At 34.4% G+C, this 26,839-nt stretch carries 27 protein-coding genes and 1 other annotated feature; of the genes, 20 read left to right on the top strand and 7 right to left on the bottom strand.

The genetic code is table 11. The annotated features are described in order from the left end of the window. Window positions 1-61 precede the first annotated feature (61 nt). The 3 genes from DN389_RS13580 to DN389_RS13590 are packed head-to-tail and all read left to right on the top strand — an operon-like array spanning window position 62 to window position 1,674. A complete protein-coding gene (locus tag DN389_RS13580; RefSeq protein WP_016087371.1) occupies window positions 62-379 on the top strand; it encodes a PadR family transcriptional regulator in 318 nt (105 codons plus the stop codon). Window positions 380-386: 7 nt separating this feature from the next. Next, complete coding sequence (locus tag DN389_RS13585) at window positions 387-923, top strand: DUF2812 domain-containing protein (RefSeq protein WP_088122446.1); 537 nt, start codon at window positions 387-389, stop codon at window positions 921-923. Between the two features lie 22 nt (window positions 924-945). Then, the gene (locus DN389_RS13590) at window positions 946-1,674 is read left to right on the top strand and encodes a CPBP family intramembrane glutamic endopeptidase (RefSeq protein WP_149237263.1); all 729 of its coding nucleotides are present in this window, start codon (window positions 946-948) and stop codon (window positions 1,672-1,674) included. A 54-nt stretch (window positions 1,675-1,728) separates the two neighbouring features. On the opposite strand, the gene DN389_RS13595 is transcribed toward DN389_RS13590, so the two are convergent. Continuing rightward, window positions 1,729-1,974 (bottom strand): hypothetical protein, encoded by a 246-nt coding sequence (locus DN389_RS13595; protein WP_000433606.1) that lies wholly within the window; start codon window positions 1,972-1,974, stop codon window positions 1,729-1,731. Between the two features lie 283 nt (window positions 1,975-2,257). Here DN389_RS13595 and DN389_RS13600 point away from each other — a divergent pair, with 283 nt between their 5' ends. From DN389_RS13600 to DN389_RS13640, 9 genes are all read left to right on the top strand, one after another. Beyond that, window positions 2,258-2,641 (top strand): VOC family protein, encoded by a 384-nt coding sequence (locus tag DN389_RS13600; RefSeq protein WP_001049855.1) that lies wholly within the window; start codon window positions 2,258-2,260, stop codon window positions 2,639-2,641. A gap of 14 nt (window positions 2,642-2,655) precedes the next feature. Then, window positions 2,656-3,198 (top strand): GNAT family N-acetyltransferase, encoded by a 543-nt coding sequence (locus DN389_RS13605; RefSeq protein WP_088063816.1) that lies wholly within the window; start codon window positions 2,656-2,658, stop codon window positions 3,196-3,198. After that, window positions 3,198-3,776 (top strand): kinase, encoded by a 579-nt coding sequence (locus DN389_RS13610; protein ID WP_149237264.1) that lies wholly within the window; start codon window positions 3,198-3,200, stop codon window positions 3,774-3,776. The genes DN389_RS13605 and DN389_RS13610 overlap by 1 nt, the downstream gene beginning before the upstream one ends. Before the next feature lie 27 nt (window positions 3,777-3,803). After that, on the top strand, window positions 3,804-4,382 hold the full coding sequence (locus DN389_RS13615; RefSeq protein ID WP_060487197.1) for an HAD-IA family hydrolase: 579 nt from the start codon (window positions 3,804-3,806) through the stop codon (window positions 4,380-4,382). Window positions 4,383-4,550: 168 nt separating this feature from the next. Then, a complete protein-coding gene (locus DN389_RS13620) occupies window positions 4,551-5,285 on the top strand; it encodes a LytR/AlgR family response regulator transcription factor (protein ID WP_000021642.1) in 735 nt (244 codons plus the stop codon). Continuing rightward, the gene (locus DN389_RS13625; RefSeq protein ID WP_149237265.1) at window positions 5,285-6,601 is read left to right on the top strand and encodes a GHKL domain-containing protein; all 1,317 of its coding nucleotides are present in this window, start codon (window positions 5,285-5,287) and stop codon (window positions 6,599-6,601) included. The genes DN389_RS13620 and DN389_RS13625 overlap by 1 nt, the downstream gene beginning before the upstream one ends. Window positions 6,602-6,690: 89 nt before the next feature. Continuing rightward, window positions 6,691-7,368: a YhfC family glutamic-type intramembrane protease gene (locus DN389_RS13630; protein ID WP_149237266.1), complete on the top strand. Its 678-nt coding sequence runs from the start codon at window positions 6,691-6,693 to the stop codon at window positions 7,366-7,368. Window positions 7,369-7,370: 2 nt separating this feature from the next. Continuing rightward, window positions 7,371-7,757: a DUF3887 domain-containing protein gene (locus DN389_RS13635; RefSeq protein ID WP_001253791.1), complete on the top strand. Its 387-nt coding sequence runs from the start codon at window positions 7,371-7,373 to the stop codon at window positions 7,755-7,757. A gap of 105 nt (window positions 7,758-7,862) precedes the next feature. Beyond that, window positions 7,863-8,174: a hypothetical protein gene (locus tag DN389_RS13640; protein ID WP_000845551.1), complete on the top strand. Its 312-nt coding sequence runs from the start codon at window positions 7,863-7,865 to the stop codon at window positions 8,172-8,174. Between the two features lie 40 nt (window positions 8,175-8,214). Here DN389_RS13640 and DN389_RS13645 read toward each other — a convergent pair whose 3' ends face one another. Both DN389_RS13645 and DN389_RS13650 read right to left on the bottom strand, forming a co-directional pair. Further along, window positions 8,215-8,430, bottom strand: a complete 216-nt coding sequence (locus tag DN389_RS13645) for a helix-turn-helix domain-containing protein (protein ID WP_000974615.1) — start codon at window positions 8,428-8,430, stop codon at window positions 8,215-8,217. 10 nt (window positions 8,431-8,440) lie between these two features. Then, window positions 8,441-8,923, bottom strand: a complete 483-nt coding sequence (locus DN389_RS13650) for a DUF2975 domain-containing protein (RefSeq protein ID WP_046954197.1) — start codon at window positions 8,921-8,923, stop codon at window positions 8,441-8,443. Window positions 8,924-9,246: 323 nt separating this feature from the next. Here DN389_RS13650 and DN389_RS13655 point away from each other — a divergent pair, with 323 nt between their 5' ends. The 4 genes from DN389_RS13655 (at window position 9,247) to DN389_RS13670 (ending at window position 16,466) form a co-directional block, all read left to right on the top strand. Continuing rightward, entirely contained in the window at window positions 9,247-10,908 is a 1,662-nt protein-coding gene (locus DN389_RS13655) for an alkaline phosphatase (protein WP_149237267.1), read from the top strand. Between the two features lie 300 nt (window positions 10,909-11,208). Beyond that, the gene (locus DN389_RS13660; protein WP_149237268.1) at window positions 11,209-13,590 is read left to right on the top strand and encodes an immune inhibitor A domain-containing protein; all 2,382 of its coding nucleotides are present in this window, start codon (window positions 11,209-11,211) and stop codon (window positions 13,588-13,590) included. Between the two features lie 375 nt (window positions 13,591-13,965). Then, the gene (gene desA, locus DN389_RS13665) at window positions 13,966-14,997 is read left to right on the top strand and encodes a Delta(5) desaturase DesA (protein WP_142343688.1); all 1,032 of its coding nucleotides are present in this window, start codon (window positions 13,966-13,968) and stop codon (window positions 14,995-14,997) included. Between the two features lie 281 nt (window positions 14,998-15,278). Then, a complete protein-coding gene (locus tag DN389_RS13670) occupies window positions 15,279-16,466 on the top strand; it encodes an RtcB family protein (RefSeq protein ID WP_088122438.1) in 1,188 nt (395 codons plus the stop codon). A 196-nt stretch (window positions 16,467-16,662) separates the two neighbouring features. On the opposite strand, the gene DN389_RS13675 is transcribed toward DN389_RS13670, so the two are convergent. Together DN389_RS13675 and DN389_RS13680 are read right to left on the bottom strand one after the other, a co-directional pair. Further along, entirely contained in the window at window positions 16,663-17,010 is a 348-nt protein-coding gene (locus DN389_RS13675; protein ID WP_048560674.1) for a VOC family protein, read from the bottom strand. Window positions 17,011-17,313: 303 nt separating this feature from the next. Continuing rightward, a complete protein-coding gene (locus DN389_RS13680; protein WP_097857759.1) occupies window positions 17,314-18,738 on the bottom strand; it encodes an amino acid permease in 1,425 nt (474 codons plus the stop codon). Between the two features lie 270 nt (window positions 18,739-19,008). Between DN389_RS13680 and DN389_RS13690 the strand changes: the two genes are divergently transcribed. After that, window positions 19,009-19,758: an IclR family transcriptional regulator gene (locus DN389_RS13690; protein WP_000250770.1), complete on the top strand. Its 750-nt coding sequence runs from the start codon at window positions 19,009-19,011 to the stop codon at window positions 19,756-19,758. Between the two features lie 75 nt (window positions 19,759-19,833). After that, window positions 19,834-21,474 (top strand): M20/M25/M40 family metallo-hydrolase, encoded by a 1,641-nt coding sequence (locus tag DN389_RS13695; protein ID WP_098803051.1) that lies wholly within the window; start codon window positions 19,834-19,836, stop codon window positions 21,472-21,474. 191 nt (window positions 21,475-21,665) lie between these two features. Here the strand turns inward: DN389_RS13695 and proC are convergent, their stop codons facing one another. Beyond that, window positions 21,666-22,484 (bottom strand): pyrroline-5-carboxylate reductase, encoded by an 819-nt coding sequence (proC, locus tag DN389_RS13700; protein ID WP_149237270.1) that lies wholly within the window; start codon window positions 22,482-22,484, stop codon window positions 21,666-21,668. Window positions 22,485-22,823: 339 nt separating this feature from the next. Then, window positions 22,824-23,034 (top strand) — a binding site (T-box leader). Window positions 23,035-23,178: 144 nt separating this feature from the next. Here proC and proB point away from each other — a divergent pair. Further along, window positions 23,179-24,282, top strand: coding sequence for a glutamate 5-kinase (gene proB / locus DN389_RS13705; RefSeq protein ID WP_149237271.1), 1,104 nt, complete (start codon window positions 23,179-23,181; stop codon window positions 24,280-24,282). Window positions 24,283-24,313: 31 nt separating this feature from the next. Beyond that, window positions 24,314-25,561, top strand: a complete 1,248-nt coding sequence (locus tag DN389_RS13710; protein WP_098190406.1) for a glutamate-5-semialdehyde dehydrogenase — start codon at window positions 24,314-24,316, stop codon at window positions 25,559-25,561. 49 nt (window positions 25,562-25,610) lie between these two features. Here the strand turns inward: DN389_RS13710 and DN389_RS13715 are convergent, their stop codons facing one another. Next, window positions 25,611-26,804, bottom strand: coding sequence for a NupC/NupG family nucleoside CNT transporter (locus DN389_RS13715; RefSeq protein ID WP_088080942.1), 1,194 nt, complete (start codon window positions 26,802-26,804; stop codon window positions 25,611-25,613). Between the last annotated feature and the right edge of the window lie 35 nt (window positions 26,805-26,839).

Below are 26,839 nucleotides of genomic sequence, written 5' to 3' on the forward strand. Positions count from 1 at the left end.
ATCGATATAAGATATATCGTAAGTCGATATATCAAGTAACGATGTATCGGAGGTAGTTATAATGAATGCGAAAGCGCAAAAATATATTCCATTAACTGAAGCGACATATTACATATTGTTGTCACTAGTAAAGCCAATGCACGGGTACGGAATTATGCAAATGGTAGAAGAGATGACAAATGGAGAAGTAAAACTCGGTCCTGGTACTTTATACGGGAATACGACGAAGTTACTAAAAGAGAAGTTAATAGTTGAAGTTGCCTCTACAGATAGAAAGAAGTGTTATGAGTTGACGTCCTTTGGGAGAGAAGTGTTGGAACTAGAGTACAACAGGTTGCAGAGATCTGTAAGGAATGGAAATAGTATATTAGGGGAGTGAATAGAAGATGAAGACAAAGAAGGTATTGAAATTTTTCGCGGCATGGAGTTTAGAAAAAGAAGAAGCTTTTTTACGGAAAATGCATCAAAAAGGATGGGCGCTACAAAATTATAATATGATGTATACGTTTAAGAAAACTGAGCCGAAAGATATAATCTATAAAGCCGATTTTAGAATGGATTATAGAGATTCAAAGGAAAAACAAAAAGAATATATTGAATTATATGAAATGTGTGGTTGGAAACATGTAACTAGTTTCACCAAATGGCACTACTTTTGCAAAGAAGTAGGTGATGATAACGAGTTGCCAGATATATATTCGGAAAAAGAGACGAAAATTGCAAAGTTTAAAGACTTATTTACATTTCTTGTATTTGTTTTTTCATTTGCAATGCTATGCATGACTCCTAGTTTCCTAAGTTCTTCGGAAGTTAGGATTCCACTTTTGATAAAAGGTGTAATTGGATTTTTAGGTTGTATGTATGTGTATATATTTGTAAGGTTATTTTGGAAGATAAAAAAATTAAAAAAAGAAATCCTTTAAAAATATAGAAAGGGGGATTAACATGATTATTTTGACTATTTTATTTATATATTTGACCTTAGGTGAAGGGGTTCTTGGCAAGTGGCTGTACAATAAGTTGAAAGAAGATATACAAACAAATAAAAATGCAAGAGTTTCCTTTTATATAAGAACAATGAGTTTACTGTGGGCGTTAGCCATCATTATGTTAATAACATCATACTCAATCAATATCCCATTTGAGGAGTATGGACTTAAACTACCATCTGCTAATCATATGGTAAGTAAGTATTTTAAAAATATGAATATATCATTGTGGATAGGTGTATGCATTGGGTTTATAGTGCCGTTGATTATGTTAAAGAAAAGTGAAATTTTTCAAAAGTATACAGAGAAACAAATGAGTGATGTTTCAGAAATGCTCCCTAATAATTACCGAGAAACAATACTATGGATTTTTATTTGCATTACAGCAGGTGTAACAGAAGAGCTATTATTTCGTTCTTTCATGATGAATTACTTATCACAGCTTTTCCCAGCGCTATCGATAATAGGGGTACTAGTTATCTCGTCAATCATTTTTGGTTTAGCGCATTTTTATCAAGGGTGGAAAGGTATAGTAGGGACAACGATTTTAGGTTTTATGTTAGGAAGAGTATATGTTGCAACTGGATCAATTTATCCATCTATAATTATACATATGTTAATAGATTTACTTGTGCTAATCCGCTTATTTATATTGAAAGGAAAAGTAATATTACAGAGAGTCTAAAGTAAATGTAGAATGAGAATAAAAAAGTTGCTTGAAACACAAGCAACTTTTTTATTAGAAAGACTGATTTTGTGCAGGTTTAATAAATTGTTCTGGATTTTCAACAAGCCCACATACAGCACATTGGACGCGGTAAGTAGGTCCTTGATAGGCCATATGAAAAGCATTCATATTTTCATTTGTGTATTCCTCTTCTACTTGACCAGTTTGTGGATTTAACTTGACTGGTTTTACTTGTTGCTCAAGAATATTAAAGCGAGTACGGTTCGTTTTACAGCTTGGACATAGCATTGGTTCCATATGTATACACCTCCATTTGTAGCATTTCTTAAACTCATTAATTTTATGCAACCAAAAAAACTTTCTCAATATAAATAGGTGTTTAATGTATTTAAAATTCAGAAAAAATAAAATATAATAAAGGTACGAACTGGTTATGTCCAAACCAAATCTCCTGTTTTATGCCAATAAGCTGGGGGGCCGAGAAATCGGCCTCATTTTTTTGTGCTCGTTGCTATAAGGAACAAGGTTTTTATGAGACATTTGTCGAAATTTTAGGGATGGATATAAAGGAGGATGTAAAATGAATTTAAAAATGAAGTACATCATTTTATATGTAGAAAAGTTTGAAGAATGTTTAAGATTTTATAAAGATATTTTACAGTTACCTATAAAAGCAGAGCATGGTACATATATTGAATTTAATACTGGTTCTACAATTTTAGCGATGAACACAAGGCAAGATGTGAAAGAATTAACAGGACTACCACTTACAGAAGGTGAGTTACAATCTTCTCATTTTGAATTGGGATTCGTTGTTGATCATGTACAAGAAACAATCGAACAATTTAGAGAGCAAGGTATTAAAATCTTAGTTGAACCAATTGTGAAACCGTGGGGACAAACAATTGCATACATTGCCGATCCAGATGGGAATTATATTGAAATTTGCAGTTCATTAGAATAGAAGGAGAAAAAGAGATGGGGTTTCCGAAACTAGAAACAGAACGTTTACAATTAAGAGAACTAACACTGTTAGATGCAGAAATGATGTTCCGTTATTTTTCAAAAGAATCTGTTATACGTTATTTTGGAATGGATTCTTTCGAAAATATTGAGCAAGCGAAAACGACTATTCAAACGTTTAAAAATCGTTATGAAGAAGGAACTGTATTTCGCTGGGGAATTGAGAAAAAGGGTACGGGCCAATTAATCGGAACGTGCGGATTTCATTTAATAAACAAGCATCATAAGCGAGCTGAAATTGGTTATGAACTAGATGATACATATTGGGGACAAGGGTATGCAACGGAAGCGTTACAGGCGATTTTAACTTACGGGTTTGAAACGTTACAACTTATAAGAATTGCAGCTGTTGTATATGTAGAAAATAAAGCTTCTCAAAAATTATTAAGTAAAGCAGGGTTTCAAGAAGAAGGATTACTTCGAAAACATATGATTCAAAATGGAGTTGCTCATGATACAATTTTATACTCGTTATTAAAAGAAGAGTGGAAGAAGTAATGCGTACAAATGAGCTTATAAATGTTATAAAGAAGCATAAAGAAAATAGGTTCATTTTAGGTATTGATGGACTAAGTCGATCGGGTAAAACAACATTTGTAACAAACTTAAAAGAAAATATGAAACAAGAAAGTATTCCGTTCCATATTTTTCATATTGATGATCATATAGTAGAACGTAATAAACGGTATCATACTGGCTATGAAGAATGGTATGAGTATTATTATTTACAATGGGATATTGAATGGCTTCGGCAGAAGTTTTTTCAGAAGTTACAAAATGACACAAAACTGAAATTACCGTTCTATAATAATGAGACAGACTCAAGTGAGATGAAAAAAGTACAGATCCCCATAGTAGGCGTAATTGTAATAGAAGGTGTTTTTCTACAGAGAAAAGAATGGAGAGATTTCTTTCATTATATGGTGTATTTAGATTGTCCAAGAGAGACACGGTTTCTACGTGAGAGTGAAGAAACGCAGAAAAACCTTTCAAAGTTTGAAAATAGGTATTGGAAAGCAGAGGATTATTATTTAGAAAGTGAAACACCACAGAAGGGAGCGAACTTAGTTATATAATGATTAGAAAATAGAAAGGTGAACAGAATGAATATTTTATGGGATTTTGATGGGACGTTATTTGATACGTATCCAGTTTATACAAAAATTCTTTCTCAAGTATTAGGGGAGGAAATAAGGGAAGAAGAAATCTATAAAAATTTAAAGGTTTCATTTTCACACGCAATTGACTATTATGAAATATCAAAAAAACAATTAAATGAAATTGATGTATTAGAGAGTCGCATTATGATAGAAGATATAAAACCATTTGAAAAAGTGGAAGAGGTTTTAAAGTTTGCCGATAAAAATGTAATTATGACTCACAAAGATAGAGCGGGGGTATTATCTATATTGAATCATTACGGCTGGGAAAAATACTTCGTAGACATGGTTACAATTGACGATGGTTTCCCCCGAAAACCGAACGCTTTATCTTATGATCATTTGCATAAAAAGCACAATATTGATTTAGCTATTGGTGATAGAGAATTAGATTTATTACCTGCAAAAGAATTAAGTATTTCAACATGTATGTTTCAAGGGAACTGTGATGTAGCGGATTATTCTTTAGCACATTACTCGGAATTTTTTAAGGTAGTGATTGATAGAGAGGTTATTTTATAAATAATTTAAATAAAACCTCTACTTTTTGCTTGAAAGTAGAGGTTATTTTCTATGCTTTATAAAAATTAATACTATCTAGTACATAGAAGGAGATTAGTATAACAATTTGAATTATATAGTTATAGATAAATCTATAGATAAAAAGATTTCAATAAAGCGAGTGATCCCATGAGTATTTTTATTTTAGAAGATGATGTCATACAAGCACGGCAAATGAAGCGGTTAGTTGAAGAGGTTTGTGAGGAGTATATGTTGCCTTTTGATTTTATAGAGGTAACTAGTAAAAGTGAAAACATTATTACGAACATTCCTAAGGCGAGGTATGTCCCAATCTATTTTTTAGATATAGAGATAAAAAGAGAAGAACGTAAAGGGTTACAAGTGGCACAAGAGATACGAAAGTATGATACGCAAGGAATTATTGTGTTTGTAACGACGCATTCTGAATTTGCACCTATTTCGTATCAATACATGGTATCAGCTTTAACTTTTATTGATAAAGGGTTGCCATACGAGGAGAGGCGTAACGTTTTTGAACAATGTTTACTCCAATATGAAGCGCGTAATAAGCATATTATTCCGTCCGATGACTTTATCGTTGAAAATAGTAATGCAACTGTGCGGGTTCCGTTTCATGAAGTTGAATATGTTATGACCGATGAACCGCACCGTTTAGCATTAGTGACGTTAGATCGAATTGTTTATTTTTATGGGACTTTAAAAGAAATTGAATTAGTAGATGAACGTTTATTTCGTTGTCATCAATCATATATCGTGAATACGAAGCAACTGTCTTCTTACGATGCGAAGCAAAAAATGATAGTTTTAAAAAGCGGGAAACGCATTCCAGTATCACGGCGCTTAGTGAGTAAAGTACGTAACATATTAAAGGGTGAGATGTAATGTATATTTATGATTTATTTGCAATACTGCTTACTAGTATGAGCCATATGTTTTTATATATTAAATTAATACGGTACAATAGATTATCAGTTAGAATGTTAATAGCTTTAAGTGCAGTATTCATTATTTTACTTGCTATTGTCGTAACAGTAACGAGATATCCAGAATTGAATAGTACCATTGTGTTATTTCTAATAAGTTTAGGATTAATGCAAAATGAATTAAAACTTAAGCATAATGTATATTTTGCACTAGTGAGCATGGTGATTATAACGTTAGTAAAAATGTTGCTTTTCGATTTAGGAATGAAAATCTTTATGTTAACGCCATTCAATTTATATTTATGGACAGGAAGCATGATTCACCTTACCGTATCGACATTTACTTTTATCGGTATTTTTGTAGCCCGTAAAAGAATCCAAAAAATTGCTCAATATATAGTAGGTAGTCCGCTATACTATGTAACTTATATATTATTAATTGCCGGATTTATTATTGAACTAATCTTAACTCAGCCATCTTCTGCGTTATTAGCACAATTAAATCAACAATACAGTGAAGTAAGTTATATTTCAGCGATTATTATATTTTTATTATTACTAATCATTGTGCTAATAAGCTCACACTTATCGAAAGAAAAGTTACGAGAAGAACACGAAAAACGTTTAGATAAAGAGTTATTAGATTATGTAGAGAAATTAGAGGATATGCACGATGAGCTTGCTAGTTTCCGTCATGATTATATGAATATATTACTATCGTTAGAAGAGGGCATACGTACAAAAAATGTGAAAGAAATTGAGCAAGTGTACTATGATGTTATAGCTCCTACGTTAAAAACAATAAATGATCATGAACTTGATATTGCGAAATTATCTCGCGTACATATCCCTGAAGTGAGAAGTGTATTAAGGGCGAAAGTTAGCACTGCCCAGCACCAACAAATAAAAATAATGCTCGATATACCAGAGAATATTGAAAGTGTTTCGATGACGGTTATTTCATTTATTCGCATCATTTCAGTTTTAGTAGACAATGCAATTGAAGAAGCAGTACATAGTGAGGAAAAGATATTGCAAATCGCATTCTTTGAAATGGATTCACGACAATATTTTATCGTGCGTAATAGTTCAAAGAGTGAAGCGATTGATTTGCAAAAAATTTATGAGAAAAACCATTCAAGTAAAGAGGGGGCTAGAGGATACGGGTTATTCTCATTAAAACGTATCATGAATAAAACAAATAATGCGACGTTAGAAACAACTTATGTACGTCCTTATTTCACGCAAACATTCATATTAAAAGAGATAAAATGACCATCTATGATGAAAATGAAACCGAATAGGAAAGAACTACATACTTTCTTCACTCGTTTTTATACACTCCAAGTAAGAGGTGAAGCGAGATGAATGGACTTATTTTTACAACAATGATTTGCTTTGGTTTACCGCTTGTAGCACTTTTATATGCTGTTTGGAAGAAACGCTATATTCCATATATGTTAGGTGTATTGGCTTTTGTTGTATCGCAAATATTGATCCGCATACCAATACTGAATTATGTAAATGGAACTAGCACAGATTTTCAAATGTTTTCAATAATGCAGCCTGTATTATTTGTACTTTTGCTTAGTTTATCAGCTGGAATTTTTGAAGAGATAGCTCGTTTTATCGCAATGCGTTATTTTATGAAGCAACGAGATTGGCAGTCTGGTTTTTTATTTGGAGCAGGGCATGGTGGTATTGAAGCGGTGTTGATAGTTGGTATCCCGGTAATATCCCTATTATTGTCACAAACAGTCATTCAAAATGGTGACAGTTATTATTTCGGCGGTATTGAGCGCATCTTCGCGATGATATTGCATATTGGACTGTCCTTCATTATATTACAAGCTGTCGTCCAAAAGAAATTTCGTTATGTTGTCTATGCAATTCTCATCCATGGAACTGCAAATGCATTAGCTGGCATTATATCGCTATATGTACCAGGGAAAAGCGGGATCATAATGTCAGAAGTTTCAATAGCAATTTGTGCTTTACTCGTTTTTAGTTATAGTTTCACTTTAAAAAGAAAGGGTGTATGAAAATGAGAAGAATGTTACTTATTATTATAAGTGCTATCGCGGCGTTCGCGCTTGCAGCATGTACCGGTAATAAAGTAGATGAAAGTACGTCAAAAAAGTTTATTCCAAAGGCGGAAGAAATTGTATCATTACTAAATGAGGCGAAGTATAAAGACGTACACGAAAAATTTGATAGTAAAATGAAAGCTGGATTGCCAGAAGAAAAAATGAAAGATCTTACACCTGTAATTGAGAAAGCCGGTACGTTCGAAAAAATTGAGAAAAAATCGATTGAAGAAAAAGATGGTTCATATACTGTTATTCTTGTAGCGAAATATAGTAAAGAACAACGGACATTCATTATAACTTATAATAATAAAGAAGAAATAGCAGGTTTATATATTAACTAAAAACAGATACAGTGGAAGTTCTCGCTGTATCTGTTTTTTTGTGTTAACCAAATTATGGATATTTGTGCTAATATGAACTCATAGCTATAGAGAAGGGGTGTGAGTATGAAAACTGAAATAGTTCCTAAAAAGAAGTACAGCATAATAAGCTACATATCTTTACTCATCGGCATTTTATGTTTTCTATTCGTTTTTATAACGCCAACAAGGATAGCGAATGCAGGTAATATAGTGGGAGATTATATTACAGTCGCACTCACAGTTGCAGGAATTATACTTTCTATCATTACGATGACGAAAAAAGCAGAGAAGAAGGGGATTGCTATTCTTTCATTAATACTGTCCTCATCATTTTTTATATTTTGGATCATCGCAATTATTTTATTGTTTACTGGTCAAATTAGTTTTGCGCCGTAATATGTAATAAAAAGAGTCCTTCTCGTATGAAGGACTCTTTTTATTCGGTATCTTCCGGTTGATATTCTAAAATATCCCCTGGTTGGCATTCTAACGCTTTACAAATAGCATCTAAAGTTGTAATTCTAATTGCTTTTGCTTTTCCATTTTTTAATATAGAAAGGTTAGCCATTGTAATTCCAACCTTCTCTGAAAGTTCAGTTACACTCATTTTTCTTTTCGCTAACATTACATCAATATTAATTATTATTGCCATGTTATTCACCTCAGACCGTTAAATCATTTTCTGATTTTATATCTATCGCATCTTTTAAAAGTCTTTGGAGAACGGCAGCAAAGACTGCGATAACTATTGAAGCAAAGATAAGGATCATGCCAATTATTATAATACCTGGTGCATCATCTCTCTCTGCTACAAGATAGAAAAGCGGCATACCTACTACATATAATACACTAATTGTAATAGCACATTGTTTTATCTTTTTTAAAGCTCTAACAGATAATTTCGAGAAGGCGTTCCCCTTATCAATGTAGCTTACAAGTTTAAAGGCTTGATATAGAGCAAAATAAAAAGGTATCACCGTTGCATATAGATTGATTAAAACAAGATATTTTATATATGCAATATCCGGGTATAAGTCCGCTGCGTAATTCCCGATATTAGGAATTAAAAATATACACAAAGCAAAAACAGGAATACCGATAAGGATAATTGCTGTCTTTAAAAAGAGTGTTGATCCTTGTTTCATATAAAGCACCTCATTTTTAAATTATCATATTAATTTAACATAAATTTTATCGTTTAACAATAAATTCTTATTTATTTCAATCGGATTTTTATTGAGAAACAAATTTTGGTGAAGAGAATGATAAGACGTTTTTATAAAAAAGGTGTGGTCTCTAGTTATTTGAACATAAAAAGCTATGATATGTACCGTTCGTTGCTTTACTAATAAAAGAAAGTAAAGGTAATGATTGTTAGCTTCATGAAAATTGGGGACTAATAAAACATATATAGGTTGTGGAAATCTTTTTGTATATAAATGAATGTGAAACATACGGAGGAACAACAATGTCGAATTTGGGTTTATTGATGAAGAGGTTACTGTTAGTAGGAACAATCACACTAAGTATGTTATGTACGGAAAGCATGATGAATTATCATACGGTGGAAGCTAAGGTGAAACAAGTAGAACGGCAACCGAAAAATGTAATCATAATGGTTATGGACGGAACGAGTTCTTCAGCAACGACATTAGCTCGCTTGTATAAAGGGAAACCACTTGCACTAGATGAAATTGTAACAGGAGGAGTTCGTACCTATTCGGCGGAATCAGCTATAACAGACTCAGCCCCAGCAGCTACAGCTTTAGCGACGGGGAATAAATCGAATTCAGGATATGTAGGTATATTACCTTCTATTGTAAGTTCACCTGGATTAAAATCAATAAAAGAAGAGGACAAGTTACGTCCAGTTGCCAATGTTTTAGAAGGTGCCAAACGCACTGGTCGCGCAACTGGAATTGTTGCTACAGCTGAAATTCAGCATGCTACTCCCGCTGGATTTTCTGCTCACCATATTAACCGTAAGCGTTTTGACGTAATTGCGGAGCAGCAAGTGTATCAAAATATAGATGTCGTATTAGGTGGGGGAAAAGAGGCACTGCTACCTATAAAAAGAAAAGATGGTGAAGATTTAGTAAAGGTGATTCAAGACAAAGGATACGACTTTGTTGAAACGAAAGATGCATTATTGAACTCTAAATCTAAGAAAATTTGGGGCTCTTTCTCACATAATGCTCTTGCGTTTGATATGGATCGTGAAGCAACAAATCCGGAGCAACCAACACTTTCTCAAATGACGGAAAAAGCAATTCAAACACTATCAAAAGATAAAGATGGTTTCTTTTTATTTGTAGAGGGAAGTAAGCCAGACTGGGCAGCTCATGTGAACGATCCAATAGGGATGATTAGTGATGTATTAGCATTTGATAACGCAGTTGCAGAAGTATTGGAATTTGCAAAAAAAGATGGTAATACGATGTTAATAGCTGTAACTGATCATGGTAACAGCGGTATTTCTATTGGGAATGCGAATACGACAAAAGGCTATAATATTACGCCGGTCTCTGCATACATTGGTCCATTAAAAAAATCGAAAATGACACTTGAAGGTGCTACAAATAAACTAAAATCTGATTTATCAAATGTAGAAGATGTAGCTAAATTATACGGTTTGGACAATTTAACTTATGATGAAAAAGAAAGAGTAAAAGCAGCAAAAAAGAAATCGGATGTAGGTCCAATACTTACTACATTATTGGCCAATCATGCGAACATAGGCTTCACAACAGGAGGCCATACAGGTGAGGATGTGTTTTTATATTCTTACGGTCCTCAAAAGCCAAACGGTTTGATCCAAAACATAGACATTGCGAAGACGATGGCGAAAGCAATGGGCTTTAACTTAGAAGAAGTAACAAACAAATTATTTGTAGAGAGTGAATTAGCCTTTAAACGAAAAGGTACAACAGTAACAATAGATAATACTGATGCAGAAAACCCGGTGCTCATAGTAAAACGTAATAATGTAAAAGCTCAATTATTTGTAAATAAAAATATAATTCGTATTAAGAATAAAGAATATGAATTAGGTAGTGTCGTTGTAGAAAGCAATGGCAAGTTCTATATACCAGAAGAAGCAATCCGCTTATTCATAAAGCATTCTCGTTAAAAAAATGCCAATTCCTTAGCAAATACTTAGGAATTGGCATTTTTTGTGTAGATGAAATTTCATTCGAAAACAAGAGTAAAGGGAATCGCTGTTTCTACAAAAATATTCTCTACGTTTATAAGTTATTGTGAATGAGGATTTTGCAATATTAGACCTATTGCTATCATATATTTTTCGCCCTGCCTAAAAAAATTTCTCAACATTCTCTTTGTTGAAAAATATTGAATATTCGTATTATAACGAATATTATGTTGTTATCGGCAAAAAACGATAATTTGCAGACACTGGGGAGGAAATACATTGAAAAAGAAATTAAAACCATTAGCGGTATTAACAACAGCAGCAGTACTAAGTGGTACGTTTGCTTTTGGAGGTCATGCAGCGTATGCTGAGACACCAACATCATCTCTACCAATAGATGAGCACTTAATACCAGAGGAACGTTTGGCAGAAGCGCTGAAACAACGGGGAGTAATTGATCAATCTGCATCACAAGCCGAGATATCAAAGGCTGTCGAAAAATATGTTGAGAAAAAGAAAGGGGAAAACCCTGGAAAAGAAATCTTGACAGGAGATAACCTTACGCAAGAAGCTTCAGATTTTATGAAAAAAGTAAAAGATGCAAAAATGAAGGAGAATGAACAGGCGCAGCAACCAGAAGTAGGACCAGTTGCTGGACAAGATGCAGGATTGAATTCTAGAAAATTAAATGGAAAAGTACCTACTACACCAGCGAAGCAAGCTGAGTACAATGGAACTGTTCGAAAAGATAAAGTACTTGTTTTACTCGTAGAATTTAGCGATTTTAAGCATAATAATATTGATCAAGAACCGGGTTATATGTATTCTAAGGACTTTAATCGTGAACATTATCAAAAAATGTTATTTGGTGATGAGCCATTTACGTTATTTGATGGATCGAAGATTAATACATTTAAACAATATTATGAAGAACAATCTGGCGGAAGCTACACAGTTGATGGAACTGTAACAGAATGGCTTACTGTTCCAGGAAAAGCGTCAGATTATGGTGCGGATGCGGGTACTGGTCATGATAACAAGGGGCCTTTAGGACCAAAAGATTTTGTGAAAGAAGCATTAAAAGCAGCTGTAGCAAAAGGCATTAATTTAGCTGATTATGATCAATTTGATCAATACGATCAAGATGGTGATGGAAATAAAAACGAGCCAGATGGAATTATTGACCACCTAATGGTTGTACATGCGGGCGTAGGTCAAGAAGCTGGCGGTGGTAAATTGAAAGATGATGCGATTTGGTCCCATCGTTCAAAACTAGGATCAAAGCCATATGCGATTGATGGTACAAAATCTACTGTATCAAACTGGGGCGGAAAGATGGCTGCATATGATTATACAATCGAGCCTGAAGACGGTGCAGTTGGTGTGTTTGCGCATGAGTACGGTCATGATTTAGGCTTACCAGATGAATATGATACAAAGTATTCTGGACAAGGTGAACCTGTTGAATCATGGTCCCTTATGAGCGGCGGTAGCTGGGCTGGAAAAATTGCGGGAACAGAGCCAACAAGTTTCTCACCGCAAAATAAAGAGTTTTTCCAAAAGAATATGAAGGGGAACTGGGCGAATATTGTCGAAGTAGATTATGATAAACTTCGCACGGGAATTGGTACTGCTACATATTTAGATCAAAGTGTTACAAAATCAAAACGACCAGGAATCGTTCGTGTTAACTTGCCAGACAAAGATATAAAAAATATCGAATCAGCATTTGGTAAGAAGTTTTATTACAGCACAAAAGGAAATGACATTCATACAACACTTGAGACACCAGTATTTGACTTAACGACTGCAACGGATGCTAAATTTAATTATAAGGCATTTTATGAATTGGAAGCGAAGTATGATTTCCTTGACGTAAATGCGATTGCAGAAGATGGAACGAAGACACGTATTGATAGAATGGGCGAAAAAGATGTAAAAGGCGGCGTAGATACAACAGATGGTAAGTGGGTTGATAAATCATACGATTTAAGCCAATTTAAAGGAAAAAAAGTAAAACTGCAATTTGAGTATGTAACAGATATTGCAGTAGCTTATAAAGGATTTGCATTAGACAATGCAGCATTAACTATAGATGGAAAAGTTGTTTTCTCTGATGATGCAGAAGGACAGCCAGCAATGACGCTAAAAGGATTTACTGTGTCTAACGGATTTGAACAGAAAAAACATAACTACTATATCGAGTGGCGAAATTACGCTGGGTCTGACACGGCGCTACAACATGCACGTGGTCCAGTATTTAATACAGGAATGGTTGTATGGTATGCGGATCAAAGCTTTACAGATAACTGGGTAGGCGTTCATCCAGGTGAAGGATTCCTTGGGGTAGTAGATTCTCATCCAGAGGCAATCGTAGGAACATTAAATGGACAACCAACTGTGAAGAGCAGTACGCGTTATCAAATTGCCGATGCGGCATTCTCATTTGATCAAACGCCAGCATGGAAAGTAAATTCGCCAACCCGCGGTATTTTTGATTATAAAGGATTGCCAGGCGTTGCGAAATTTGATGATTCTAAGCAATACATCAACAGTGTTATTCCAGATGCCGGACGTAAGTTGCCGAAACTTGGATTGAAGTTTGAAGTAGTAGGTCAAGCTGAAGACAAGTCTGCAGGTGCAGTTTGGATCCATCGCTAAAATAAAATGAAAAGGAGCTGCCATAAGTCGGTGAAACCTGACTTATGGCAGCTCTTTTCTTCTTGTGAGAAAAAACTGTTACATAAATACAAATCGAAAAAAATTACCATTTAAAAAAATGAAAAGATGTGCAGAAGTGAAAAAGTCCTCTGCTTTTATATATATTTATTGGAAAAAATAGATGTTTCTTTTATAATTGAAATGCTCCATCAGTCCGATTATATAAGTTTTTTTGACCGTAAGTAATTTGTAAGTAATGAGTAAGAAAAAAGAGATTTTTATATTATATAATATTTATTACAGCTACTTTTAACACCTGATACTAATAGTATGCTATAATGTGAATTAGCAACATAAAGGAAAGGAATTAGACCAATGACATTAGAAAATACTAAAAATTTAAAAAAACAAGTTGCTCCGTATGAAAAATCAACGATTAAAAAAAGTGTGTGGCAACTTATTAACACAATTGTGCCGTTCATTATTTTATGGTACCTTGCTTATAAAAGTTTGTCTGTTTCTTATTGGTTATCGTTAGTTCCATCTCTGTTAGCCGCTGGTTTTATGACACGGATTTTCATTATTTTTCATGATTGTACCCATTATTCATTCTTTAAAAGTCGACCTGCAAATAGAATCGTAGGGACATGTATGGGTGTGTTAACTTTATTCCCGTTTGATCAATGGGGACATGAGCATTCTATTCATCACGCTACAAGTGGTAATTTGGATAAGAGAGGTACAGGAGATATTTGGACGCTTACAGTGGATGAATATTTAGCTGCGCCATTTAGACTGCGTTTAGCATATCGCTTATATCGCAATCCATTCGTTATGTTTGGATTAGGTCCGATTTATGTTTTCTTATTTAAAAATAGATTTAACCGAAAAGGTGCTAGACAGAAAGAACGTATGAATACGTATTTGACGAATATTATAATCGTTGCTTTAATAGCTATACTTTGCTGGGCAATTGGGTGGCAATCGTTTCTGTTAGTGCATGGTACGATATTCTTAATAGCAGGTTCAGTAGGAATTTGGCTGTTTTACGTACAGCACACATTCGAAGATTCTTATTTTGAAGAGGATAAAGATTGGGAATATGTGAAAGCGGCAGTGGAAGGAAGTTCATTTTATAAACTTCCAAAAATCTTGCAATTTCTAACTGGTAATATTGGATTCCATCATGTTCACCATTTAAGTCCAAGAGTACCTAACTATAAACTAGAAGAGGCACACAATAATACGCTTCCGTTAAAAAATGTACCAACGATTACACTTGCTACAAGCTTACGATCACTCCGTTTTCGTCTTTGGGATGAGAAAAGTAACAATTTTGTTACCTTTAAAGAATTCAAAAAAATAATTAAAAACAATGTTTCTGTTCGAGTGAAATCTGAACTATAATTTCATCGTATATAAAAAACTCTCCTTAATCATTTTCGATTTAAGGGGAGTTTTTGTTTAATTATTATATGATCGATATTGAGGAGGAGGAATGCTTATGTGTAGGTATAAATATAAAGAGACAGTAATTATATTATGTAAACAAAATGAATTATTATAATTTTTATTATAGTAAAGGATATAGTACATATATAATGGAAAGCAGAAGGTGGATGATAGTAATTATAAGAACACATACAACGTAATAAAATAATTCTTTCAAAAGGAAGGGGACATGAAAGATGTTGAAATTACAAGGAAAATACAATGAAGCAAAAGTATTTACGAATAACGTTGATGAGACTGCAACTGGGCAGATTATTGATCTTTGTAACCAAGAATTCGTAAAGGATAGTCAAATTCGTATTATGCCAGATACACATGCAGGAGCAGGTTGTACGATTGGGACAACAATGACAATACAAGATAAAATCGTCCCTAATCTTGTAGGGGTAGACATTGGTTGTGGTATGGAAGTTGTTGTAATTGATAAGAAAAAAGAAGAAATTAATTTCGATTACTTAGACGAAACGATTCGTAAATTTGTTCCAAGTGGTTTTCGTATCCGAGATAAAGAACATCGATTCTCAAAAATGATTGATTTTGATGGTGTGAAGGCCCCATATACATTACAACGAGCTCAAAAAAGTATAGGTACTCTTGGAGGCGGAAATCATTTCATTGAATTAAATGAAGATGATAAAGGAAATGTATATATTGTCATTCATAGTGGTTCTCGTAATTTAGGTAAACAAATAGCAGAGTATTACCAGAACTTCGCGTATGAACAACTAATTCATGTTACATCAATGAAGGATGAGATTATTAAGAGATTAACTAAAGAGGGGAGAGAAAAAGAAATACAAGAAACTTTACGTGGAATTAAGAAGCCACAGATTCGTAAAGAACTAGCTTATTTAGAAGGAGAAGGATTCAAAGATTATATGAATGACATGAATATAGCCCAAAAGTATGCTGAGTTCAATCGTAAAGCAATGATTGATGAAATTGTCACTAAAATGGATTGGAAAGTAACTGATCAATTTACTACAATACATAACTATATTGACATGGAAAATATGATTCTACGAAAAGGTGCTATTTCAGCTCAGAAAGATGAACGAGTAATTATTCCAATTAACATGAGAGATGGTTCAATTATTGCATTTGGTAAAGGTAATCCAGACTGGAACTTTTCTGGTCCGCATGGGGCAGGACGTATCATGAGTCGTAAGAAGGCTAAAGAATTATTGAGTCTAGAGGACTTCCAAAATACGATGAAAGAGGTTTGGACTACATCGGTAGTAGAGAGCACAATTGATGAGGCACCAATGGTATACAAGCCAATGGATGAAATTATAGAAAATACAAAAGAAACAATAGATATAAAGCACATTATTAAGCCATTATATAATTTTAAAGCGAATTAGAAGGGATAAATAAGCAGCCAGAAAAAACTATTTTTCGTATCTTTTGTTCGAAAACAATCTAATCAAGGGAAGTAGTTCCATTTTATTGCGATGGGATAGAAGAAGTCGATTTCCTGTGGAGTTAAGGAATCGACTTTTTTATTTATTTTGTTGAATGAAAGCAACCGTTAGCTTAATAGCAAAGGATTATAACCGTCTATTTCTCCCAAAGCTCAATTAGACGACCTTCAGGATCTTTAATCCAAATAAACTTTCCGAACTCACTAATTTCTTCTTTCTTTTCAAGAGGTACACCAATATGTTCAAGATGCTGAATAGTCTCATTTAAATTATGTACTTCAAAATTTAACATCACTTGCTGTTCTATTGGAAAATAATTATCATTTTCGGTAAAGAAAGAAAAAATAGTCTCATTTCCTAATTGGGGTTTAATCACAGTCCCATTCCAATCTTCTATTTCAATTTTCAACACTTCACTGTACCATTTTTTTATAACATCAAGATTTTTAGTTCTCCAAAATATTCCCCCGAAACCTTTTATCATTGTAGATAACTCCTGTCTTTTTTAAAATTTTTAAGCAATATATATTCAATATATCAAAACAGTAACAGTAAGGAAAATCAATAACGTATTAAAAGTGAAAAAATCCAATTACTAGTATTGTAGTATTTACCGCATTATGGAAATTGGTATCACTTTTCAAAGAACTTACAACCCAAGTAAAGGTATATAGTAATACTGACTCGTATGAGGTAATGAATGAAAAGGGAATAGAACAAATGCCAATTATAAAAGACCGCATATGAAATGAAAGCCATGTGCGGTCTTTTATATATAAGTATAGTATTACATAGTCTCGCTAATTTCACTTTCACTATGAGTGTTAGTAGAAATTCTTTTCTTAACTTTAAAGTGATAGTAAGTATAACAAAAAATGATAAACGGTACAGTGCAATAGATTCCAAGTCGTTGTTCTGGGATAAAAATAAGACTGATTAATATAATGCCATACAATCCAAAACCAAGAATTGGTACAAGTGGATAAAGTGGAGTTTTAAATTTTAAGTCTTCTAATTTTCCACCGTCTGCTAAATAATGTTTACGGAAAAAGAATTGAGAGACACAAATTGACATCCAAACAATGATTGTAATGACGCCAGAAATGGAAATTAACCATAAGTAAACTGTTTCAGCAGCTACGACGCTTGTTAAAAGAGAAAAAGCAGAAATAGAAATTGTCAAAATTAAAGCGTTTAAAGGTATTCCTCGTGAAGATAATTTTTTTAAAAAGGCCGGAGCCATTTCATTTTTTGATAATGACCAAAGCATGCGAGTTGCGGCATACAGTCCAGAGTTTGCGACAGAAAGAACAGCAGTAAGAATAACAAAATTCATAATATCAGCTGCATATGGAATACCGATATTATCAAATACAGCAACGAATGGGCTCTTTGTTAATCCTGCTTCTTCCCAAGGAATTAAAGCAACAAGAACAAAGATTGCTAAGACGAAGAAAAACATCGTGCGCCATATAATATTTCTAATAGAACGAGGTAAAGTTTTTGCTGGATCTTCACTTTCACCTGCTGCGATTCCGACAAGTTCTGTACCTTGGAAGGAATAATTGACTGTAACCATTGTTAATAGAATAGCTGCAAGTCCATTTGGGAATAAACCGCCATGATTTACGAAATTTGATAATAACGGGGCTGGTTCGTCGCCTTTTAAGTCAATAAAACCGAACATAGCGGCACCGCCAAGGATAATAAAAGCTATAATGGCAGATACTTTTATACTTGAAAACCAAAATTCTGTTTCTGCATAACTACGAGCAGATAATGCGTTAATAGTGAAGATAGTAACGCCAAATATTAAACACCAAACCCAAACAGGAATATCAGGAAACCAGCGCTGCATTGTAATGCCGGCAGTTGTAAATTCAAGACCGGTCGTATTCGCCCAGCTTAACCAATACAACCATCCGATTGTAAAGCCAGTTGCAGGATTGATGAACTTAGTTGCATATTCCTGAAAAGAACCTGAAACAGGCATGGCTACAGCAAGTTCACCAAGACAAAGCATAACGAAATACATTAATAATCCACCAGCCATAAAGGCAAGTACGGATCCACCAGGTCCAGCTTGACTTATAATAAAACCAGATCCGTTAAATAATCCCGTTCCAATCACACCACCGAGTGCAATCATGAATAAGTGTCTACTTTTCATCGTACGTTTTAATTCATTGTTTGTATTACTTACTTGCGTCATTGTTTTCCTCACTTTCGTAGTTGATAGAATGAAGTTTGATGTTTTTCCGTATTGTGGAATATATTCCGTGATTTGAAATCTTGTTATAATTTTCAGATAATTAAAAAGAAAAGTCAATATTTTTTTGTTCGCGCTTACAAATTGTTATCAGTGGCATATTTTTATTTTTAGAAAATTGAATAAATAGATTGATTTCATTTTAAATTTTTGTTAAATTGATAGGTAATTGAGCGAACTAGCATATTACAAGTCAAGCTGAGGTGAGTTATTATGGTGCAGTCCATTGATAGAGCGATAAGTATTATAAAGTTGTTAAATTCTACTAATGAAAAAGAGTATTGGGCAATTTCTGATATAGCGGACAGAACACATCTCCCAGTTAGTACAGTACATAGATTACTTAACTCTTTAATCGAGCATGGGTTAGTTACGCAAATTTCAGAAACGAAACAGTACAAAATTGGGCCAATGTGGATGGAAATAGGATTACGTCAATTGGAGAAGGTAGACTATAGATCAGTTGCAAGAGAAGTGATGAAGCGGTTAGCCTCTGAAGTGGAAGAGAGTGTTTATTTGAACATTCCAAATGGAACACATTCTATTATCATTGAAAGAATGGATAGCCCTTTAAAAATTCGAGTTATTGATAACTTAGGGGAACAAATTCCACTTTCAATTGGTGCTGCAAATAAAACGATGCTTGCCAATATGAAAACGAATGAAATGGAACATATTGTAGAACATTTACTTTCTTCATTACCAGAACAAAAGCACATTCTTTTAGATCAAATAAAGCAAATAAAAACTGAAGGATATGCGGTAAGTTATGGTGAAAAAACAGAAGGGACAGCTTCAGTAGCTGCACCTATTATCGGATTTAATCATAAAGTAGTAGGAGCATTAAGTGTTGGGTTAATTAGTCATCGCATAAATGATGATCGACTATCTTTTCTTATTAGTAAGGTAAAACAAGCAGCTCATGAAATATCAATAAAAATCGGCAGTACATCAGAACTATAATTTTGATAACTGTCGTCATTTTTTATTCATATAATGGAATTCATTTTCATAATGCGGAAAAATAGGGGGATTTATATGTCAAAGTGGCAATCAAAAGAACAATTGATTCAATTATTAAGCAGTCTTGTTGAAATTCCTAGTATTACAGGTACAGAAGCTGAAGTGATATTGCCAGACTTTGTTGTGGAACAATTATCTGATTTACAGTACTTCAAAGAAAACCCGCATCATTTGCAAAAAAATCCGACGGGGGACGGACGATATTTTGTTACAGCCCTAGTAAAGAAAAGCGATAGTACAAAAAATACCGTAATTCTAGTTAGTCACTTTGATGTTGTAGATGTGCAAGATTACGGAGTTTGGAAAGAAGATGCATTTAGTCCTAAAAAGTTAACATCTATGTTTTATTCTCATAAAGATGAATTACCAGACCATGTGCGTGAAGATATAGAACAAGGAGATTGGCTGTTTGGCAGAGGAACAATGGATATGAAATGCGGCCTCACATTACAAATGGCAATGATTGAGCAAGCCTGTGAAGGAAGATTTGACGGGAATGTTCTTTTATTAGCTGTTCCAGATGAAGAAGTAAACTCTGTAGGGATGAGGGCTGCTGTTCCAAGACTACTAGAGTTAGCAAGAGAACATAACTTGGATTATAAAACGGTATTAAATTCAGAGCCTATGTTTTCACGACATCCTGGTGACCAAAATAAGTATATTTACACTGGTTCTATTGGTAAAGTGTTACCTGGATTCCTTTGCTACGGAAAAGAGACACATGTAGGTGAACCATTTGCAGGTTTAAATGGGAGTTATATGGCTGCTTTATTAACGGCTGAATTAGAATTGAATACGGACCTTTGTGATGTTGTAGAAGGAGAAGCGAGTCCTCCCCCAACTAACTTACTTCAACGTGATTTAAAGGAGGATTATTCTGTACAAATTCCGCATCGTGCAGTCACATTATTCAATTTGTTTTTACTGGAAAAAACGATGACAGATGTCGTTTCAATGTTACGTCAAAAAGTAACGAAAGTAGCAGAGAAAATAGAAGAATCATACGAGAAGCAAGCATATCGTTTTTCTAAATATAATCCGTTTATACCGCCTAATATGAAAGTAAATGTATTAACGTATGAAGAGCTTATCGCTTATGCAATTGAACAACATGGGCAAGAGAAAATAGATGATATTCAATCTAGTATAATAAAAAATAGAGAAGATCAAGATGATCGTGCGGTAACAATTGATTTAGTAGATAACCTATCTATTTTATGTAAAGAAAAGGCGCCGATGATTGTACTTTTCTTTGCTCCACCATATTATCCAGCTGTAAGTTCACGCAACAATCCGTTAATTAAAGATGTAGTTGCAGAAATGGAAAAGTATGCTCACTACAATCATAACATTACATTTGAAAACCAAAACTATTTTGGAGGAATTTCAGATTTGAGCTATGTGGGCTTACAGAATCCACTAGATTCAATGAGTTCACTTGTAGACAATATGCCATTATGGGATAAAGGTTATTCAATTCCACTTCAGGATCTAGAAGAGTTTGACGTTCCGGTATTAAATATGGGGCCGGTAGGAAAAGATGCACATCAATGGACAGAACGTTTAGATGTAAATTACGCATTTGAAACGCTATTAGATATGTTACCGAAATGCATTGAAAAATTATTAGTTTCTAATAAAATTACACAACCATAGTAGGGAATAAGGAAGGGATAAAACTAAAATCTCAAAAGAAGATCTAAATAAAATTATCTCAATATAACCAAAAGAACGGACAAACTCAAGTATCTATGAGTTTGTCCGTTTATCATTTAGTGCAAGCGAGAGAGTATGTAATCCACCATTTTCTAACTAAATTCATAGCTAACGTGATCTCTTTTATATTTTTACTTTTTCGTTTGCCCAGATAGTTCAACAGACTTTTGCGTACAACGCTGCATAGCGGAAATAATTGCAGTTCGTAAGCCTTTTTCCTCTAATATTGCTACAGCTTCTATCGTTGTTCCGCCAGGAGAACAAACCATATCTTTCAATTCACCTGGATGTATGCCTGTTTCCAGTACCATTTTGGCAGAGCCTAACACAGCTTGAGCAGCGAATTTATATGCTTGATTGCGTGGCATACCATCAAGTACAGCGGCGTCTGCCATCGCTTCTATAATCATATATACGTATGCTGGTGAAGAACCGCTTACAGATGTTACAACGTTCATTAATTTTTCGCTTACGATCTCTGTTTGACCAAAGCTATTGAAAATGTTTAGCACATCTTCTAAATCTTTTTCTGTCACCATTTCATTAGGGCATAATGCAGACATTCCTTCTCCAACAAGAGCAGGGGTGTTAGGCATTACTCTTATAACCTTTAATTTTTTAGCAAAAGCTTCTTCAGTACTTTTAATGCTTTTTCCAGCAGCGATCGTTACGACGATAACATCGTTTTTGATCACTTCTTTTATTTCGTTAATTACTGATGCGTATAAGTCTGGTTTAATTGATAAAATTAAAATATCAGCATTTTTAGCTACTTCATTGTTGTCAGTAGTTGTAGTTAGCCCATATTTTTCATTAGCATGTTTTAAATTCGTAGTGTTTAAATCCGAACAAATAATATTATTTGCAGACACTATATTTTTGTGTAGCATCCCACTAATCATAGCCATTCCCATATTTCCGCAACCGATAAATCCAATTTGTTTATCCATAATAACTCAATCTTGCTCCTTTTATAATAAATTATATCATTTTGAAATTGCTATCTTAAAATAACAATAACATCTTTATGTAATATAAAGAAACATTCTAAGAGAATATATTCCTTTTTGCAACACCAAAAGATAAAAATCAATTATATTCGACATTGTGTAAATATATACACTTTAATTTTAGGTTTTATGTTGATGAATATGAGTTAAACTTATATCGATTTGTATTTTCATTCAGTACTGTAATAATTTCATACAAGTAACTTACCGCTCTATTTATTTTTAAAAATACTTCTTGACACCAAATCAAATTATATCGCATAATATAAAAAATTAAACCGAAAATCGTTGAAGGGAAATAGTACATATGTCTTCTTGCGAAAGAGAGTGGAATTCACCGGCTGAAAGATTCCTCGTATAGAATATATCGAACCTATCCCTGAGTCTTAAATGAAAGTTTAGGCGTTCGCCTGCGTTATAGGCGCCAAGTGGATATCTATGTATATCAATTAAGGTGGTACCGCGGAACAATGACCGTTTCGTCCTTTTTATTTTATTAAGGGCGAAGCGGTCATTTTTATTTTGCTCTTAAATAGGCTAGGCGCAGCATTGAAAAGAATAGAATCGCTGCAAGCTGTATGAATAGAAGTGTAATTTATAAAAAACTTTGATTTTAGACTTGGGGGATAAAAAAGTGAAAAAACAACGAATTGTTGTAAAGATTGGGAGTAGTTCCTTGGCAGATAGTCACGGAGTCATTTCTAAAGAACAACTTTCAGATCACGTTGCCGCATTGGCTCGATTGAAAGAGGAAGGGCATGAAGTTTTGTTAATTACATCTGGGGCTGTCGCTGCAGGTTTTTCGGCTCTAGGATATCCTACCAGACCTGTGACAATTAAAGGAAAACAGGCTGCTGCGGCTGTTGGACAAAGTTTGTTAATGCAGGCGTACACGGAGGAATTTCGTAAATATGGCATCGTTACAGCGCAACTATTGCTGACGAGAAGTGATTTTTCTAGAAAAGAACAATATAGTAATGCTTACGCTACTTTAGGAGAGTTACTAAACCGCTCTGCTCTACCAATAATTAATGAAAATGATTCCATCTCATTAGAGGAGCTAACGTTCGGTGATAATGATATGCTGTCAGCTTTAGTAAGCGGACTTGTTTCGGCAGATATGCTTATGATTTTTACGGATGTGAACGGTTTATATGACAAAAATCCACAGAAAAATGCGGATGCGAAAAAATATTATTTCCTTCCTGAAGTTACGGAAGAGATTGCTTCTCTTGCAGGAGATGCTGGGTCCAAACTTGGGACTGGCGGTATGAAATCAAAAATTGATGCTGCGAAGACAGCACTTTCTCTTGGCGTGAGTGTATTTATCGGAACAGGACGTGGACAAGAGAAGTTTGTAGATGTTTTGAAGGGCAAAGGTGATGGTACGTATGTCGGAAATGCCCCTCAAAAAGAGATGAAGATGAACAAGCAATGGATCGCGTTGCATTCGCTTGTTAGCGGACAAATTGAAGTAGACGCTGGAGCAGCTACTGCTATCATTCAGTATGGTAAGAGTCTTCTTCCTGCTGGCGTTACAAATGTTTCAGGATTTTTCCAAGTTGGCGATGTCGTAGAAGTAATGACGCAACAAGGGCGCGTAATTGGAAAAGGACAATGCACATATAGCGCAGAGGAATTAAGAGAGATAAAAGGTATGCAAAGTCAACATATTCAAGCAAGAGGCGAAAGGCATAATTATGAAGTCATTCATAGAGATTATTGGGTGTCACTTTAAGAATAGTGATGTTAAAAAGGAGGAAATGAAGATGAATGAAGTGTTGGCAAAGGGAAAAAAAGCGAAAGAAATTGCTAGAGAACTTGTACTAAAATCTACAAGTCAAAAAAACGAAGCACTTACTGCTATTGCTGAAAGGCTAATAGTAGAAACAGCTTATATTGTAGAGGAAAACAAACGTGATATCGAAGAAGGTAAGGCAAAAGGATTTTCTGATTCACTCCTTGATCGACTTATGCTAACTGAACAACGAATTGTTGATATGGCAGAGGGGATTAAGCAGTTAATCGAATTACGTGATCCAGTTGGAGAACGTGTAAGTGAATGGGAGCGACCAAATGGACTATCTATTCAGGAGATGCGTGTACCACTTGGTGTTGTTGGGATGATTTATGAGGCAAGGCCAAATGTAACAGTAGATGCTGCTACGATTTGCTTGAAAACAGGAAACGCAGTTATATTACGTGGTAGTTCTTCTGCTATTAATTCTAACAAAGCTATTGTTGAAGTTATTCACCGAGCGCTTAAACAAACAAGCTTGCCAGAAGAAAGTGTACAGCTTATAGAAGACACAACACGGGATAGCGCAAAGCAGTTGTTTACAATGAATGATTACCTAGACGTTCTTATTCCAAGAGGTGGCAAACAATTAATTGATACGGTAGTGAGAGAAGCTTCTGTTCCAGTACTTGAAACAGGTGCGGGAAATTGTCATATTTTCATTGATGAAACAGCGGATAAGCAAATGGCAATTGATATTATTATAAATGCAAAAACGCAGCGTCCATCTGTATGTAATGCCATTGAAACGATTGTACTTCATGAGAAGTGGGCGCATCAATTTGGTAGCGAGCTGTTTTCAACTTTGAAGGAAAAAGGTGTGGAGCTACGCGGTGATCAGAGAGCATTGGCTATTGATTCTTCAATTGTACTTGCTTCAGAAGAAGACTGGGAAACAGAATTTTTATCTCTCACACTGGCAGTGAAAGTAGTTTCTTCTATAGAAGAAGCGATTCATCACATAAATACGTATGGTTCTATGCATTCCGAAGCGATTATTTCAGAAAACGAGGAAAACGTCAATAAGTTCTTCACATCTGTTGATGCGGCTGCACTGTATCATAATGCATCCACTCGTTTTACTGATGGATCTGAATTCGGATTCGGCGCAGAAATTGGCATCAGTACACAAAAACTACACGTAAGGGGACCGATGGGACTTCCTGCATTAACTTCTACAAAATATGTGATTCGTGGAAATGGTCAGATTCGAAAATAATAATAAAAGACACTCAATTCGATTGGGTGTCTTTTATTTTAAAGAATATTTACCATACAAATAGTCCAACAAGCATAGCGCTTAATAAGGAAACTGCCATCCCGCTAACGAGAAGCTTCCAAACATTTTTACCGATAATGGCTGATTTTTCTCCGCCAAATAATGAATTGTAAGTTCCGTAAATCATACCTACTGTACTAAAGTTAGCAAAAGAAGCTAGAAATGTAGTTGCAACTGCAATCGTATGTGGTTGTAAAGACTTTAGGTTCGATTTTAAATCCATCATTGCAACAAATTCATTCGTCGTTATTTTAATCCCCATTAATTCAGCTACATACATCGCATCACTGCCCGATAAACCGAGTAAAAAAGCAAAGGGGCTAAAGATAATGGAGAAGATTTTTTGAATTGTTAAACCTGTGACGAAAAAGCCTAAAATTCCATTTAAACATGCAGTTAATGCCACATAACCAATTACCATAGCTAAAATAACGATAACCATATTCATCCCGACTAACATACTGTTTGAAATAGTAGAAAAGAAATCCTTTTTTTCATCTTTTGAAGGTGTATATACGACATCATCTTCTTTCGTAACTTCTACAGGATTTAATACATTGGCTAAAATTAATGCGTTAATACAGTTTAAAGGGATAGCGCTGAAAATATATGTTGCTGGAACCATTGATAAATAGGCGCCAAGAATGGATCCGCTAACGCTACTCATACTCATAATTCCAAAAGTCAGCAAACGATTTTCTTTTAAAACGGATAACTGATCACGAACAACCGCAAGTGCTTCGGTGTTTCCTAAAAACATCATTTGAATGGAAAAGAAACTTTCTAACTTTGGTAAACGAGAAATCTTTGAAATAACTGCACCTACTTTATCAATAATCCAAGTTAAGATCCCAAAGTACGAAAGAATATCGAAAAAAGTGATAACGAAAATGATAGGAAGTAATGCACTAAAGAAGAAATCAATGTGTGGACTGTCCATAGCGGAAGGAAAGGCAAACCGAATACCTTCATTCGCACACGATAGTAGCCAACTGAAAAATGACGCGATTTTATTAATGATAATACTGCCGAGCTTCGTGCCTAACATAAACCATGTAATAAAGAGCTCCAATATGATTAGAATAACGATTGGTCTCCATTTTATTTGTTTTTTATTAGGCGAACATAGGAAAACGATTAATATTACAACGAAAATTCCTAACATATTTAATATAAAATGCATATCAACAACTCCTTGAGGCTTATTATTTGTATATA

Origin of the sequence: Bacillus sp. AY3-1, assembly GCF_008368785.1 — a bacterium.
Lineage (GTDB): Bacteria > Bacillota > Bacilli > Bacillales > Bacillaceae_G > Bacillus_A > Bacillus_A wiedmannii.